Below are 14,168 nucleotides of genomic sequence, written 5' to 3' on the forward strand. Positions count from 1 at the left end.
GGTCAAACTCCCTTCTCGATGCATTCGATAATTTGTAAACGAATACAAATTATATTTTTTGAATTAACTATAAATAAATGCTATATTAAAAATTACCATTAGTAAAATAACAATTTTACATACTTGCCATCAAATTTATTCATGAAAGGAGGATACGAAATGAGCATTCAACGGTTTGAAATATTAAATAAGGTTGTTCAATTACAAAACATAACAAAGGCTGCAGCAGAGCTAAATCTCTCTCAATCCGGTATCAGTTATGCTATAAAAAATCTGGAGGAAGAGTTAGATATACAGCTATTAATTCGTAATCGTTCTGGTGTTACGTTAACAAGTGAGGGGGAAAGAATTTATCAGCATTCCCTTTCAGTTACGAATGCTTATGAAAATTTAATCCAAGAAGCTGCAGCTATAAAAGGGATTGAAAGAGGAACAATTCATATTGGCACTTTTGCAAGCGTTACCACTAATTGGATGCCAAAAATTATTACTGTGTTTAAGGAAAGGTTTCCTGGAATAACCATTAAAATATACGAAGATGATTATCAAAGTCTAGAAAATGCAGTCATAGCTGGTGAATTAGACTGCTGTTTTTCAACCATTTCGAACAATAAACAGCTAGTGTACATCCCATTAAAAAAAGACAAGCTCTACTGTATTGTTTCGAATGATTGTCCATTATCTAAACAAAAAGTGATGAAAATCAGTCAAATTGGGGATTATCCGTTAATTAAACCAAAAGTTGGCTGGGATAATGAAATATCCGATTTTTTCAGCAGTCACAAAATCAATCCTGCAATTGCCTATGAGGTATCAGATGACCAATCCATTATAGCCCTTGTTCAAGCGAACTTAGGCATTAATATTCGCCCAGGACTTGTCCTAACGAAACGAACTCCAAAAATAACCGTACTTGATTTAGAAGATGATGCATATCGAATGATTGGATTAGCAACGTGCAATCAAGTATCACATGCAACACAACGGTTTATTTCTGTTGTTACCGAGCTGTTTCAGGAAATTTGAAGGTGTTCGGTATAAACTACTTAGAGTATAGTTAACGGTTTGACTTAATTTAATATTACACGATCAAAATAAGGCATGGAATCCAAATTCGATTCCATGCCTTATACACCGTTATACTATTCTTCTAATACCGTCTTCGCAATTGTATTATCCAATTCTTCGAAATCATCGTAGGAAATGGTTTTATAGAGCTCTTTTCTCGTTTGCATATTAAACACACCATCTGCTTGGGAGCCTTGCTCTTTAATTAAGTTAAAGATTCGTTCATATGCTTTCGCTGCTACTCTTAAAGATGTAACTGGGTAGATTACCATCCGAAAGCCCATGTTTTGAAACTCCTCTGCTGTAATAAATGGAGTTTTACCAAACTCTGTCATGTTTGCAAGTAATGGAACGTCTAATTTTTTCGCAAAAAGACGAAATTCTTCATCGGTTTGTAATGCCTCCGGGAATATTGCATCTGCACCAGCTTGTATATAACTCTGGGAACGCTCTACAGCAGCATCTATCCCCTCTACTGCTCTTGCATCTGTTCTTGCAACAATGATTAACGAAGGTGCTACTTCTTTAATAGCTTTGATTTTTTGTACCATTTCTTCCGTCGTTACAAGCTGCTTTCCATTTAAATGACCGCATTTCTTCGGTAACTGTTGATCTTCAATTTGAACTGCGGCAACATTCGCTTCTACCATTTCGCGAGCAGTTCGAGCAACATTTAACACACCGCCAAAGCCTGTATCGATATCAACTAAGACGGGTAAATTTGTTGCCCTGACAAGGTCTCTTGCACGTTCTGCCACTTCTGTTGATGTAACAATTCCGAGATCAGGTAATCCTCTGCTTGCTGTGTAAGCTCCACCTGATAAATATAAAACGGAAAATCCTGCATCCTTTGCGATTAATGCTGCCATTGCATCATGCGCACCAGGTATTTGTAAAATGTTATCGGTAAGCATCTGTTCTTTAAACCGATCAGCTAATTCCTTCTGAGTCGATTGTTGGTCTACAATCCATGCCATAAACGTTCCTCCCTCTCGTTAAATATAAACAGAAATTCACAGGATGTTTATCTCATCTTGCCTTATTCTCTTCCTTACGCATATTGTTTTAAGGGATTACAGCCCTTTATTGCGCAATAAATAACTCTACAAATTCATTGACATTCATTTTTGCTAGCTTGTTGTAGTCATAGCTAACTTCTTCAATTTTCTTACGCTGTTTTTCCGTGTAATGTGTAGCAAGGTTTGCTGCATACTTCTCAATGATTTTAGGTATTGCTTCATCTCTGCGGAACCGATGTCCTAATGGATATTCTCGCTCTACATTTTCCGTCACTGTGCCATCCGTAAAATGTACCTGCACCGCATTTGCAATCGAGCGCTTGCTCGGATCAAGATAATCCTCTGTATAGGATTTATTTTCTACAACGACCATTTTATCGCGCAACCCGTCAATAATTGGATTTGCAGCAAAATCATTCTCATAGTGCTCAGCGCGAATATCTCCTTCTAAAAGTCCAATTGCTGTAATATACTGCAAGCAGTGATCACGATCGGCCGGGTTATTGAGCGGACCCTTTTTATCAATAATCCGAATCGCTGATTCATGCGTTGTAATTGTAATTTTATCAATCTCACCTATACGATTGACTACTTCAGGATGAAGCTTTACCGCTGCTTCGGCTGCTGTTTGTGCATGGAATTCAGCTGGGAAGGAAACTTTAAACAACACATTTTCCATTACGTAACTGTCGAGCGGCTGACTAAGAACTAATTCCTGCTTGTTAAATAGTACGTCTTGGAATCCCCAGCCAGGTGCGCTTAATGCTGTCGGATAGCCCATTTCTCCTTTCATTGCCATCAGAGCTAAGCGTACTGCCCTGCTTGTCGCGTCTCCAGCAGCCCAAGACTTCCGTGAACCAGTATTCGGAGCGTGACGATACGTACGTAAGCTTGAATTATCAATCCAGGCATTTGTCAATGCATTCGTGATTTCTTCACGTCCACCACCAAGCATTTTTGTTACAACAGCTGTTGTTGCTATTTTTACATATAGAACGTGATCAAGTCCTACACGATTCAAGCTATTTTCTAACGCAAGCACACCTTGAATTTCATGTGCCTTAATCATCATTTCCAGTACATCTTCCACCTTTAGCGGCTCTTTCCCCTTCTGAATTCTAACTTGACTGAGATAATCAGCAACTGCTAAAATTCCACCTAAGTTGTCTGAGGGGTGTCCCCACTCTGCAGCAAGCCACGTATCGTTATAGTCAAGCCAGCGAATCATTGTTCCAATATTAAATGCTCCCTGAATTGGATCAAGTACATGAGATGTCCCAGGCACGCGCACACCATTTGGAACAACTGTACCAGGAACGACTGGTCCGAGCAGCTTCGTACACTCTGGATAATCAAGTGCAAGAATTCCGCATCCTAATGTATCGATTAGTACATGGTGGGCTGTTGAATATGCTTCTTCACTCGTTATATCTTTATTCAAAACGTAATCTACAATTTCCTCTATTAATGCATCTGTCTTTTTATAAGTATCCGTTTGTAACATGATAAGCATCCTTTCCCTTACATTCTTTTTTTTGTTTATCAAACATGCCGTGCGCCAGTGTAATTAACTCGCGGCCGGAACAATCGATTATTTTCATGCTGTTCAATGACATGTGCTGCCAGTCCTGCTGTTCTCGCACTAAAAAAGATTGGCGTATATAGTGGGATTGGGATTCCCAGTTTCCAATAAACTGGTGCTGCATAGTAGTCAAGATTTGGATAAAGTCCTTTTTCTTTCTCCATAACCTTTTCGCCTGCCTCACACATTTCAAGCAACAGATAATCCCCGTCTTTTTCACATAGCTGCCTTAATGCTTCTTTCGTAATCAATGCTCTTGGATCCATTTTTTTCATATATACACGATGACCGAACCCCATAATCTTTTCTTTCTTTTGTAATTTCTTCAGTAGCAGTTCTTCAAATTCTGATACGGTTTTTACTTCATTTAACATATACATCACAGCTTCGTTTGCCCCGCCATGTAAATTTCCTTTTAAAGAAGCAATTGCCCCGGTTAACGCTCCATAGATATCCGAGTTCGTGGACGCAATCACACGTGCAGCAAATGTAGAATTCGGCATTTCGTGCTCACTATACAATAGAAGCAAACGGTCAAAAATTTCTACTTCTAACTCAGAAGGCTTTTCACCAGTAATCATGTACAAAAAATTTGCGCTGTAGGATAAATCCTGAAGTGGATAAACCGGTTCTTGTCCATTTATTATCCGGTGACTATTCACCGTTATCGTCGGAAGCTGACCCAGCAATTGATAAGCTCGTTTTTTATTAGCTGGCAATGTTCGATCTTCAATCGCCTCATCGAATCCTGCTAAAACAGACAAACCAGTACGCATCCCATCCATTGGATGTGTTTGCTCCGGCAATAATCGAAGTACATCCATCACATTTGAAGGCACATCATAATAATCCTTCAATATCTCTTCTAACTTCGCTTTCTCAGCTGCTGTTGGCAGTTCCCCTTCTAATAAGAGATGCACGATTTCAGCATAATCTTTACGTTTCGATAGCTCAATCAGATCATAGCCTTGAATAATGATTTGTTCCTTCTCCACATCAAGAAACGAAATGGACGTCTCTGCTGCAATTACCCCTTCCAGACCTGGCACATATTTTGCTTTTGTTTCCATGAATATCCCCCTAGCTTTTTTAAAATCTCAGAAAATACTATGACGAACAATTCGGCTCACTACATCACCAAACAGACAGCGCTTTCAAACCATTTCCAATTTCATTATAATATTGAATTGAAAATTATAAAAATATATAATATTAATAATTAGCCATTGATTTTTTCTATAGCTCATAAAAGTGAGGCGATTAAGGATGAACTATCAAGATTGGGAAATGCTGGCTGCACTATATTCTACTGAAAATATTACAAAAGCAGCAGAGCATCTTTTTTTATCACAGCCCACATTAACATCAAGGATTCAAAAATTAGAAGAGCACTACGGTGTACAGCTCATTCTCCGAAAGCGCAGAGGTGTTACATTCACACCTGAAGGAGAGCATTTAGCACAGCATGCACAAAATATGCTTCGGGAACAACGGAAGATTGAAGAGAAAATTAATAACATGAAAAATCAAGTAACAGGTACGTTACGAGTTGGTGTTTCGAATTTTTTTGCATTAAATAAGATGCCGAAATTATTACGTCTTTTTAAAAAAGAATATCCAAATGTTGAGTGTCAAATGGTAACCGGGTGGAGTAGTGAAATGCATCGACTAATTTTAAACAATGAGGTGCATATTAGCTTTATTAAAGGGGACTATCCATGGAAAGAAAACAAAGAGCTTTTATACGAAGAAGAAGTATGTATTGCATCTCCATGGGATTTCAAGTGGGAGGAACTGCCGCGCATGCCACGGATTGATTACCGCACTGACGAGCATATGAAAAGCATGGTGGATGAATGGTGGTTCCATAACTATTCACAAAGGGCTAATATTACCATTCAAGTTAATCAAGTAGAAACCTGTAAAGAAATGATTGTAAACGGACTAGGCTATGCGATTATCGCAAATTTAGTTGTTCGTCCTTATACAGAACTTTTTATAAAACCAATTATGCTACCATCTGGAGAGCCAATGATAAGAAAAACATGGATGTATTATCATGAAGATGCATTACAAATGAACATTGTACGAGCTTTTATTCGATTTATTCAAACGTTGGATGTGAAATCTTTATAACTCTCTTAAAGCCGAAACAAGAAATAGCTTATATCCGTGCATAAATAATATTATTAGTCAGAAACTAACGGAAGAAAATGAGCGAACACTTTATGAGAGGAATAAATACGTATGGGAAATCATGATAACATTAAATTAACGGCTCCAGAGATTTCAACTTTATGGGCTGGCTATCAAAGTAATTCAATGGCCATATGTGGTTTAAAGTATTTTTTAATGCATGTCGACAATGAAGATATCCGCAGCATAATTGAAAATGCACTCACATTATCAGAACAGCAGCTTGAAAAAACAACCGACTTTTTCAGGAAAGAGGATTATCCAGTTCCACAGGGGTTTACAGAGAAAGACGTAAATTTAAATGCACCCCGTCTATTCTCTGATAAGCTTTATCTTGCTTTTGTATTCAATATGACCGTTGTCAATTTAGCTAGTCATGTCGCCTCTTTGACGACTGCTGTCAGAAGTGATTTACTGCAATTCTACGCTGATTGTTTATCAGACTCTGAAGAACTGCACATGAAAACAAAAGAATTTTCAAAAGAGATAGGTATCCATATCCGTGCGCCACACATACCGACTCCCAGTCAAATTGACTTTGTTAAAAAGGAAAGCTTCACTGCAGGATGGCTGACAGACAGACGCCCATTATTAGGGTCCGAAATAACAAATCTAGTGTTCAATGCACGAAGAAATTCACTGGGGCAAGCTGTTATGACCGGTTTTAGTCAAGTTGCCCAGTCAAAGGATGTACGAAAGTATTTTGAAAGAGGCCGTGAAATATCCAAAAAACATATAGAAGTTTTTAACTCTATTTTAAGCAATAGCTATTTATCAGACGGTACAATCTTGCTGACTCCAGAAGTAACTGAATCTACTGACCCTCCTTTTTCAGATAAGTTCATGATGGTTTTAACATCGTCGTTAATTGCATCTGGTATTGGCCAATATGGAATGTCTATGTCCTTAAGTCCCAGACACGATATAGCGGTTCAATACAGCCGTTTAATGGTAGAAATAGCTAATTATGCAAATGACGGTGCTTCTATTATGATTGAAAATGGCTGGATGGAGCAACCACCAATGGCAGCTGATCGAAAAGGGTTAGCTAAGTAGGTTAAAAATGGAAAAAAGGGCAGATTTAAAAAGTAAAAAACTTGAAGTACTTCTGTGGAGTATTGCTTTACCAGGATTCGGTCAACTTTTAAATCGTAAATATATGAAAGGTTTCGTACTAATTGGATTAGAGTTTTTAGTTAATGTAATGGGGAATTTTAACACCATTATTGTACTTAGCTTTAATATGAAAATCGAAGAGGCCATTGCACAGACAAATTATTTATGGTTGATGTTTTACCCCTGTTTATATTTCTTTGCTATCTGGGATGCTTATAAAGATGCCGGAGGTGGTGAAAAACCTTTCGCTTACCTCCCCCTTGTATTTTCAGCCTATTTTGTTACAGTAGGCTTAATTTTTTCTCCCACACTTACAATATTTGGTGTATACATTGGACCGATGTGGCTGCCTATATTATTTCTTCCAATTGGGTTAGGTGTTGGGGCACTGATTCGAAAGGTATTGTTTAAAATTTATGTTAAAAGCTCTGGATAAATTCTTTCTGCTGCCGGTTTTAAGTATTTTATACGAAACCGGCTAATGCAAAGAAATATCCACTTTTTATTTTGTGCTATACTTTCCAGAAGTTAAGCTCTTTTTACTCCTGTTCATAAATCCACAAAGCAACCTGTAATATTAATGCATCATTAAACTTCCTCGGATCATAACCTGTCTCATTAGCAATCTTATTTATCCGATAAATTAGCGTATTACGATGCAAAAATAACGCATCAGCCGTTTTTTGGATATTCAAATCATTTGCAAAAAACGCCTCTAACGTTCCTGCTTTTGTTTTGTCCACACATTGCAATATTCTGTTAGAGAACCTTTTTCCAACAGACTTATCAATTTGATACAATAATGCCCTCACTTCTAATTGAGCAAATGAAATAATCTCTGTTTTAGGATCGCCTATCCTTAAGGCAAGCTTACAATCAGAGTAGGCTTTGTTTAATTGTTGCAATTCGTGAAACATTAAGCTATAAGACATTCTAAATTTTATTTTTAGCTTCTTTAAAAGCCGTGCAAGTGATTGGATGTTAGTCAGCAGGTCCCTCTCTTCAAGTCCCGTTGTTGCAATAAAGATTTGATTAAGACTGATAAATCCTGTTATTACATACGTTTCGCCAAATACCTTCTCCAAACTCTGAATAAAATCCTGCTTGGGAATCTTAAGTTCATCTATTCGAATGACAATAGCTGTGAAAGGTGGAATAAGTTCTAATTTCAGCATACTTAGTCCTCGATTCATTACATCATAGGAAGGAGAACGTTTTAGCAGTTGTTCAATTATCATTTCTTTTGTACGTTGTTTCCATTCAAGCTGTGAAGCAATAAACTCTTGGTTAATCATAAGCTCTGTCGCCATCTTTACTAATTCTGCAATATCTCCCATTTCATCTGGATTGCCTGTTATCCCAATCACTCCGATAATTCTCTCTTTGAAAACAATTGGTAAATTAATACCCGGTTGCGCTCCTTCCCATGCTTCATCCTGATGTGAATAGATTGTAAGGGATTTCCCGTTTTTTAATACCTCAACTGCTCCTTCATGAACCGTATGTAATCTTTTTTCATCCTTTGTGGCAATAATAGTTCCATCCATATCCATAATATTAACGTTACGACCTAAACGTAAAGAAGTTTCTCTAACGATTGTCTTTGCAATTTCTTTTGTTATCATTTCCATGATTCATCATCCCCTTTAGTCGATACGTACAAAAAATGTCGGATTCACTTCCTATTTTTCATATGGTATAACCATATACATTTTTAGTCAAGATTCGTATAATTTAATCTACAGATAATGAAAACGTTTACCAGGATGTGATTGTGTGAAAATTATTATAGCACCAGACTCATTTAAAGGGAGTTTACGTGCGGTTGATGCTGCTAATTCAATCGATAGAGGAATCAAAAAGGCTTTTCCAAAAGCGGAAACAGTGATGCTACCTGTTGCAGATGGTGGCGAGGGGACATTAGAAACACTTGTCACTGCGACAAAAGGCGAGATACGAAACGTCACAGTGATCGGACCTTTAGGGGATGAAGTGAAGTCATCCTATGGTGTTTTAGGAGATAAGAAAACCTGTGTCATTGAAATGGCAACAGCATCAGGACTTACACTTCTTACGGATGAACAGCTTTCTCCTTTAAAAGCAACAACATATGGAACTGGCCAGTTGATAAAACAAGCGTTGGATGATGGATTTACTTCGTTTATCATTGCCATCGGTGGATCAGCAACCAATGATGGCGGGGCTGGAATGCTCCAAGCACTTGGATTAAAGTTATGCACTAAAGATGGTAATGAAATCGGATATGGTGGTGGTGAATTAAATAAGATCGCTTTAATAGAGGATGATTCTTTCGATTCGCGTATTAAAGCTTGCAACTTTTTAATTGCTTCTGATGTAGAAAATCCGCTTATCGGTCCAAACGGTGCCTCCTTTGTTTTTGGTCCACAAAAAGGGGCAACTCCAGAAATGGTTGAAACGCTTGACCAACATCTTACCCATTGGGCCGATCATGTTGCCAAGCTTACAGGAATCCACTTACACAACCTGCCTGGTGCAGGGGCAGCAGGAGGAATTGGAGGAGCCTTTCAAGCTTTCTTCCCATGTAAGGTTAAACGAGGAATCGATGTTGTGTTAGAGTACAGTAAATTCAGCGAATTCTTGCCAAATACAGATTTAGTTATTACCGGAGAAGGTAAAGTAGATGGACAAACCGCATCAGGCAAAACTCCGCTCGGCGTTGCGCAAGCCGCAAAAAGCCAGGATGTTCCGACAATTATTATAGCTGGTTCAATCGGAAATGGCATTGAAGCACTGCATGAATTTGGTATTGTGAGCATTCATAGCATAATCAATCAGCCAATGACCCTAAAGGAATCAATTACAAATGCAGCTGGATTATTAGAACAAAGTACCGAACAGGTTGTTCGAGCTTACTTTTATTCTAACAACCATAACAATAAAGCAAATAGCGACACTACTGCGAATGGACTTCCTGTAACATAACTATAATGGTCCAGTCTGTTAATTGATTCATTGAAGCTAATATTATAATCCTATTTTTAAAAATATCAAAAGGAGGAACGATTTGATGAACATAAAAGATACGATAGAAAAAGTACCCGGAGGACTTATGGTCGTTCCGCTTTTATTAGGAGCTTTTTTAAATACAATTGACCAAATGCATATACCTGCAGTAATGAACGTTTTAAAATTCCTCGGTGCACCCCAAACGGAGGAAGGCTATTACGAGTTTTTACAAATCGGTGGTTTCTCTCAGGAGCTGTTTAAGGATAGCGCACTTGTATTAATTGCTTTATTTCTATTTTGTGTTGGAAGCCAAATGAATTTAAAAGTTGGTGGAAAGGCATTAAAAAAAGGTGTCCTCCTAACTGGATCGAAATATTTTGCTGGCGTGGCAGTCGGCATGGCTTTCGGATACTTTTTCGATCCGATGAGTGGATTGTTCGGACTTTCGACGCTTGCATTAATTGCTGGGATGACAAATAGTAATAGTGGAATGTATGCAGCATTAACAGGTAAATTTGGAAACAGGTCTGATGTCGGCGGGCTTTCTATCCTTGCAATCAATGATGGACCGTTCTTCACGTTAGTTGCACTTGGTGTATTAGGTACTGCTTTCCCAATGATATCATTCATAGCTGTTTTATTACCTATCGGAATTGGTATGCTTTTAGGAAACTTGGATCCGAAAATACGAGAGTTTTTAAAACCTGGGGAATCGATTACAATCCCATTTTTTGCATTTGCACTAGGAGCAGGTATGGATTTGGCAAACTTCTTTAATCCAACAGTTCTTGCAGGTGGTTTGATACTTGCGATACTTACTTTCGTTTGCTCAGCTGGGATGGGAATTCTTATGTTTAAATTATTTAAAGAAAAAAGCTTTATTGCACCCATTTCAGAAGCTTCTACAGCAGGAAATGCGGCTGCAACACCGGCCGCCATTGCAGCCGCAGCAGCTGTAGCTGTTGGCGCAGGAGCAATGACACAAGCAGAGCTAGAAGCAATCCAAAACATTGTCCCTATTGCTACTGCTCAGATTTCGATATCCACAATCACTACTTCCTTACTCTGTCCAATAGGTGTTATATTAATGGATAAATATCAACGAAAAAGAGGAATTGATGGTACACGGGAAGATCTTGGTCTGAATAATGCTGAAAGCACTTCGGGCACCCAAGAGAGGCATGCAGTCAACGATTAACATCAAAGAAAGCGCTATCCTATATGATATTTAGTCGTATACGATTTAATACGAGTAGATCCTGTTGCCCGTCAGCACAAATAAGAAAAAAATTATTAATGAAATGAGGTATGCATCATGAAGACAGAACTGTTATATGGAAAGCATGGTATTTCATTAGAATTGCCGGACAACGCTTTCCTTATTGAGCCAACAAATTTGCCAAAACTTGAGAATGAAAAAGAAGCAATCCGACAAGCATTGCGACATCCAATTGGTTCTGGATCTTTAAAAGAGTCCGTTAAATCAACGGATACGGTATCCATTGTAATAAGTGATATTACAAGACCAACACCAAATCATATACTCGTCCCCCTGCTGATTGAGGAATTAAATCATGTCCCATTAGAAAACTTTATCATTATTAATGGAACCGGAACCCATCGTGACCAAACAAGAGAAGAGTTTGTTCAGATGCTGGGAGATTGGGTAGTAGACAATATTCGAATCATAAATAATCAATGTCATGATAAGGATACACTTGTTAACCTTGGAAGAAGCAAATTTGGTTGTGATGTCTACCTTAATAAAGAATATGTTGAATCAGATTTTCGAATTGTAACAGGTTTTATTGAACCACATTTCTTTGCTGGGTTTTCTGGAGGTCCAAAAGGTATCATGCCAGGGATCGCGGGTATTGAAACAATTTTGACATTTCATAATGCCCGAATGATTGGTGACCCTCTTTCTACGTGGGGCAACATGGAGAATAATCCAGTCCAAGATATGACTCGTGAAATTAATAGTCTATGTAAACCAGATTTCATGTTAAACGTTACATTGAACCGAGAAAAAGAGATTACAAATGTGTTTGCAGGGGAATTGTACGAATCACATGATCTCGGGTGTGCATTTGCAAAAGAGCATGCAATGTTCCGTTGTGATGAACGCTTTGATGTTGTCATAACATCCAATTCTGGCTACCCACTTGATCAGAATTTATATCAAGCTGTAAAAGGAATGAGTGCTGCACATAAAATTGTGAAGGAAGGCGGATCTATTATTGTCGCATCCGAATGTTCGGATGGTTTGCCTGATCACGGCAACTATGCAAAAATATTTGACATGGCTGAAAGTCCACAAAAATTGCTGGATATGATTAATGATCCAGAATTTAAAATGTTTGATCAGTGGCAGGTTCAGAAGCAAGCCGTTATCCAAGTTTGGGCTGATGTTTACGTTTATTCTAAACTATCCGATCAACAAGTAAAAAATGCAATGCTAAAGCCTACTAATAACATTGAACAAACTATAGAAGATTTGAAGAAAAAGCATGGTGACACGATGACAATTGCTGTTCTTCCACTTGGTCCACTAACAATTCCATACGTTGAAGAAAAAGTAAGTACTAAATAAGAAGGCCATCATTTCTGGTCTTCTTATTTAGTATGTCATCAATTATTGTAAAGTAATTATACCCCCTCCCCTTACTACAAATGCCTCTTTTATTCCATATCTGAATATGGTAATCTATAGTGAGGCAATTTTATAATTTTCCTACAATAAGCTAAATGAATATGGAGAAGGTGAGCTGAATTTGAAAAGGTCTTACATTTACATAGCATTTTTTGTCTTACTGATCTTTCTTGCAGGCTGCAAAGATACTACAAATGAGGAACCGAATTCATCCAAAGCAAAAGAGAATGGTTCTGGTGAGGAACAAAGCAAATCCAAAGAAACGGAAGGTCAGAAAGAACCTAAAGAAAGTCCAATAGATTATAAAGAAGATATTGGCAACCTAAAGGTTTGGATCGGGGGCGAAATGATAGTAGAGGATGATGAAATCATTGTAGAAGGTCAAAGCAACCTATTGCCAGGCTCGATTATTAGCTCTTCCGGAAATAGTACATTACCGATTGCAGCTTTTATGAAGAATGCTGAGGTACAAAAGGATGGCTCTTTCCGTTTTGAATATCCCGGCTATGAAGGAAATGCGATAATCGATTTCCGATTATCTTCTCTGGGTGAGGATACGACAAAACATTATGGTGTATACTTCAACCAAGTTACAGGACCCCAACGTTATAAAACATCACAAAGCGAGCAATATGAGGTTAGGGCTAGCGTTTTATTAGATGCAAACAAGGACATCCCGTACACACTCCCAATCGAAACGCCCAAATGGAGTGAACTTCCTGCGGATTATGGAGAATCGAATATATGGATGAATGTTGATGTAACTACTGATCATAAATTCATCTATATACACGGAAAAAGTAATCTACTTGAAGGAACATGGTTAGGTGGCGATTTAATGAACGCGACCGATGTTATTGTTCCATTTTCTTATGATTATACGAATGTAAATCCAGATGGTTCCTTCGCACTTAAAATACCTTATCTATCATTGCGCCCAGGCATGTATATCCCAATTCAAGTCCATGCCGATCAAAATTCTTGGGATGATGTTCTAGCAGCCTATGGTGAAGACTTTGGGAAGTTGGAAGGAGACCTTTTGCAAACCACTGATGATGGAAAACGTTATCTTGAAAAGACTATTGAATTAGATATACCAGACATGGAACCACCAGAAAAAGTGGATTTAACTGTGGCAGATGAAGAAATTAAGATGCAAGTTCCTGATGATCTGTTGTTTGATTTTGATGAAAGCACATTAAAAGATAGTTCGCAAGAGACATTAGATGGGATTCTTGCTGAATTAGAAGAATTAGAGCCTGAGACAACTGTTCATATCAATGGCCATACGGACAATCAAGGTGAGACATCGTATAATCTGAATTTATCTTTAGAACGAGCTCAATCTGTCTTTCATTATTTGGAGGAGCATGGTGATATTAGCCATTTAACGATTCATACAGAAGGATATGGCCAGACAGCTCCAATTGAATCAAATGAAGATGAAGATGGCAGAAGTAAAAATCGCCGCGTAGAGATGGTCATCAATCCAGAAGGTTAAGTATAAAGGGATTTTCCACGAACTCTTTTTAGTGGGAAATCCCTT

12 protein-coding genes are annotated in these 14,168 nt (G+C 38.1%); 8 read left to right on the plus strand and 4 right to left on the minus strand.

Annotated elements, in window-relative coordinates:
- Positions 1–159: 159 nt before the first annotated feature.
- A complete protein-coding gene (locus tag NST46_RS01120) occupies positions 160–1,026 on the plus strand; it encodes a LysR family transcriptional regulator (RefSeq protein ID WP_341136607.1) in 867 nt (288 codons plus the stop codon).
- A 116-nt stretch (positions 1,027–1,142) separates the two neighbouring features.
- On the opposite strand, the gene prpB is transcribed toward NST46_RS01120, so the two are convergent.
- The 3 genes from prpB to mmgD form a co-directional block, all read right to left on the minus strand.
- The gene (prpB, locus tag NST46_RS01125; RefSeq protein ID WP_095311000.1) at positions 1,143–2,045 is read right to left on the minus strand and encodes a methylisocitrate lyase; all 903 of its coding nucleotides are present in this window, start codon (positions 2,043–2,045) and stop codon (positions 1,143–1,145) included.
- A 106-nt stretch (positions 2,046–2,151) separates the two neighbouring features.
- Positions 2,152–3,591: a bifunctional 2-methylcitrate dehydratase/aconitate hydratase gene (locus tag NST46_RS01130; RefSeq protein WP_341136608.1), complete on the minus strand. Its 1,440-nt coding sequence runs from the start codon at positions 3,589–3,591 to the stop codon at positions 2,152–2,154.
- A gap of 38 nt (positions 3,592–3,629) precedes the next feature.
- Complete coding sequence (gene mmgD, locus NST46_RS01135) at positions 3,630–4,739, minus strand: citrate synthase (RefSeq protein ID WP_303447527.1); 1,110 nt, start codon at positions 4,737–4,739, stop codon at positions 3,630–3,632.
- Between the two features lie 196 nt (positions 4,740–4,935).
- Here mmgD and NST46_RS01140 point away from each other — a divergent pair, with 196 nt between their 5' ends.
- From NST46_RS01140 to NST46_RS01150, 3 genes are all read left to right on the plus strand, one after another.
- Positions 4,936–5,805, plus strand: coding sequence for a LysR family transcriptional regulator (locus tag NST46_RS01140; RefSeq protein WP_095311006.1), 870 nt, complete (start codon positions 4,936–4,938; stop codon positions 5,803–5,805).
- A gap of 111 nt (positions 5,806–5,916) precedes the next feature.
- Positions 5,917–6,921 (plus strand): DUF3231 family protein, encoded by a 1,005-nt coding sequence (locus tag NST46_RS01145; protein WP_303447526.1) that lies wholly within the window; start codon positions 5,917–5,919, stop codon positions 6,919–6,921.
- 7 nt (positions 6,922–6,928) lie between these two features.
- The gene (locus tag NST46_RS01150; protein WP_095311010.1) at positions 6,929–7,417 is read left to right on the plus strand and encodes a hypothetical protein; all 489 of its coding nucleotides are present in this window, start codon (positions 6,929–6,931) and stop codon (positions 7,415–7,417) included.
- Between the two features lie 103 nt (positions 7,418–7,520).
- Here the strand turns inward: NST46_RS01150 and NST46_RS01155 are convergent, their stop codons facing one another.
- Positions 7,521–8,612, minus strand: a complete 1,092-nt coding sequence (locus NST46_RS01155) for a CdaR family transcriptional regulator (RefSeq protein WP_251659327.1) — start codon at positions 8,610–8,612, stop codon at positions 7,521–7,523.
- 145 nt (positions 8,613–8,757) lie between these two features.
- On the opposite strand from NST46_RS01155, the gene NST46_RS01160 reads away from it, so the two are divergent.
- The 4 genes from NST46_RS01160 to NST46_RS01175 all read left to right on the plus strand — a co-directional run bounded on the left by NST46_RS01160 (position 8,758) and on the right by NST46_RS01175 (position 14,123).
- Positions 8,758–9,945, plus strand: a complete 1,188-nt coding sequence (locus tag NST46_RS01160; RefSeq protein WP_095311014.1) for a glycerate kinase — start codon at positions 8,758–8,760, stop codon at positions 9,943–9,945.
- Between the two features lie 85 nt (positions 9,946–10,030).
- Positions 10,031–11,167: a 2-keto-3-deoxygluconate permease gene (locus NST46_RS01165; RefSeq protein WP_095311015.1), complete on the plus strand. Its 1,137-nt coding sequence runs from the start codon at positions 10,031–10,033 to the stop codon at positions 11,165–11,167.
- A gap of 117 nt (positions 11,168–11,284) precedes the next feature.
- Positions 11,285–12,562, plus strand: a complete 1,278-nt coding sequence (gene larA, locus NST46_RS01170; RefSeq protein ID WP_341136609.1) for a nickel-dependent lactate racemase — start codon at positions 11,285–11,287, stop codon at positions 12,560–12,562.
- Between the two features lie 181 nt (positions 12,563–12,743).
- Positions 12,744–14,123 carry an OmpA family protein gene (locus tag NST46_RS01175; RefSeq protein WP_341136610.1) on the plus strand — a complete coding sequence of 460 codons (1,380 nt, stop codon included), beginning with the start codon at positions 12,744–12,746 and terminating at the stop codon, positions 14,121–14,123.
- Positions 14,124–14,168 lie beyond the last annotated feature (45 nt).

The organism is Oceanobacillus sp. FSL W7-1309, assembly GCF_038002145.1.
Classification (GTDB): Bacteria; Bacillota; Bacilli; order Bacillales; family Amphibacillaceae; genus Oceanobacillus; species Oceanobacillus profundus.

Bases quoted from the DNA above. Each gene is read 5' to 3' on its own strand.
- NST46_RS01145 (WP_303447526.1), top strand. From the start codon at position 5,917: ATGGGAAATCATGATAACATTAAATTAACGGCTCCAGAGATTTCAACT.
- prpB (WP_095311000.1), bottom strand. From the start codon at position 2,045: ATGGCATGGATTGTAGACCAACAATCGACTCAGAAGGAATTAGCTGAT.
- NST46_RS01150 (WP_095311010.1), top strand. From the start codon at position 6,929: ATGGAAAAAAGGGCAGATTTAAAAAGTAAAAAACTTGAAGTACTTCTG.
- NST46_RS01130 (WP_341136608.1), bottom strand. From the start codon at position 3,591: ATGTTACAAACGGATACTTATAAAAAGACAGATGCATTAATAGAGGAA.
- NST46_RS01165 (WP_095311015.1), top strand. From the start codon at position 10,031: ATGAACATAAAAGATACGATAGAAAAAGTACCCGGAGGACTTATGGTC.
- mmgD (WP_303447527.1), bottom strand. From the start codon at position 4,739: ATGGAAACAAAAGCAAAATATGTGCCAGGTCTGGAAGGGGTAATTGCA.
- NST46_RS01155 (WP_251659327.1), bottom strand. From the start codon at position 8,612: ATGGAAATGATAACAAAAGAAATTGCAAAGACAATCGTTAGAGAAACT.
- NST46_RS01120 (WP_341136607.1), top strand. From the start codon at position 160: ATGAGCATTCAACGGTTTGAAATATTAAATAAGGTTGTTCAATTACAA.
- larA (WP_341136609.1), top strand. From the start codon at position 11,285: ATGAAGACAGAACTGTTATATGGAAAGCATGGTATTTCATTAGAATTG.
- NST46_RS01140 (WP_095311006.1), top strand. From the start codon at position 4,936: ATGAACTATCAAGATTGGGAAATGCTGGCTGCACTATATTCTACTGAA.